This window comes from Mesorhizobium sp. M5C.F.Ca.IN.020.29.1.1 (assembly GCF_003997375.1).
Lineage (GTDB): Bacteria > Pseudomonadota > Alphaproteobacteria > Rhizobiales > Rhizobiaceae > Mesorhizobium > Mesorhizobium wenxiniae.
The window spans coordinates 1-856 of sequence record NZ_RZSW01001076.1; the positions used below are offsets into that span (position 1 = coordinate 1).

Annotated in this window: 1 protein-coding gene; it reads left to right on the forward strand. The window is 65.9% G+C overall.

The features are described 5' to 3' along the window. Window positions 1–24: 24 nt before the first annotated feature. Window positions 25–856, forward strand: an 832-nt coding sequence (locus tag EOA85_RS36315) for a TIGR01620 family protein (protein WP_127212804.1), incomplete at its 3' end; no start/stop codon positions are given.

The window sequence follows — 856 nt, forward strand, 5'->3', positions numbered from 1 at the left end:
GTTCCTGATCGGAGATCATCTGGCATGACCGCGCCCCGCAAGCCGGCGGCATTTCGCATCGAACCGGAAGCCCTGCCAAAAGAAAAGGCAGCCTTGCGCCAGCCTGACGCTCCATCGGCCAGAAAGCCGCGCACCGTGAAGGCTGATCTTGCCGTCGTCACTCCGGCGGAAATCGACGTTTTCGACGAGCCAGATATTATCGCCGCCGAACCGCCGCCGGCGACCGCGCCGCGTAAGCGTTCGATGCTCGGTGGCTTGTTGTTTGGCGCATTGGGCGTTCTAGTTTCGCTGGCCCTCGGCCTTTGGACCGACCAGCTGATTCGCGATCTGTTCGCGCGTGCCGAATGGCTGGGCTGGCTGGCTGCCGGCATGGCCGTGATCGCGCTGCTGGCGCTTCTGATCATCCTCGTCCGCGAATTCCTGGCGATCACCCGCCTCGCCGAGGTCGAAAAACTGCAGAAGCGGGCACTCGACGCCATTGCCCGCGACGATCCGAAGGCCGCTCGCGCCGTGGTCGACGAACTCTCGGCCTTCGTCGCGGCCAAGCCCGAAACCGCGGCCGGCAGACGCGCGCTGGCTGACCTGCGCGACGAGATCATCGACGGTGGCAATCTGGTGCGCCTGGCCGAGACCGAAATCCTCGGCCCTCTCGATGCGCGCGCCAAGGTGATGATCCTCGAAGCGGCAAAGCGCGTGTCGCTGGTGACGGCGGTCAGCCCTCGCGCTCTGGTCGACGTCGCCTATGTCGTGTTCGAAGCGGGCCGGCTGATTCGCCGCCTGTCGGAGCTTTATGGCGGCCGGCCGGGCACGCTGGGATTCTTCCGGCTGGCACGCAGCGTTCTCGCCCATTTGGCGG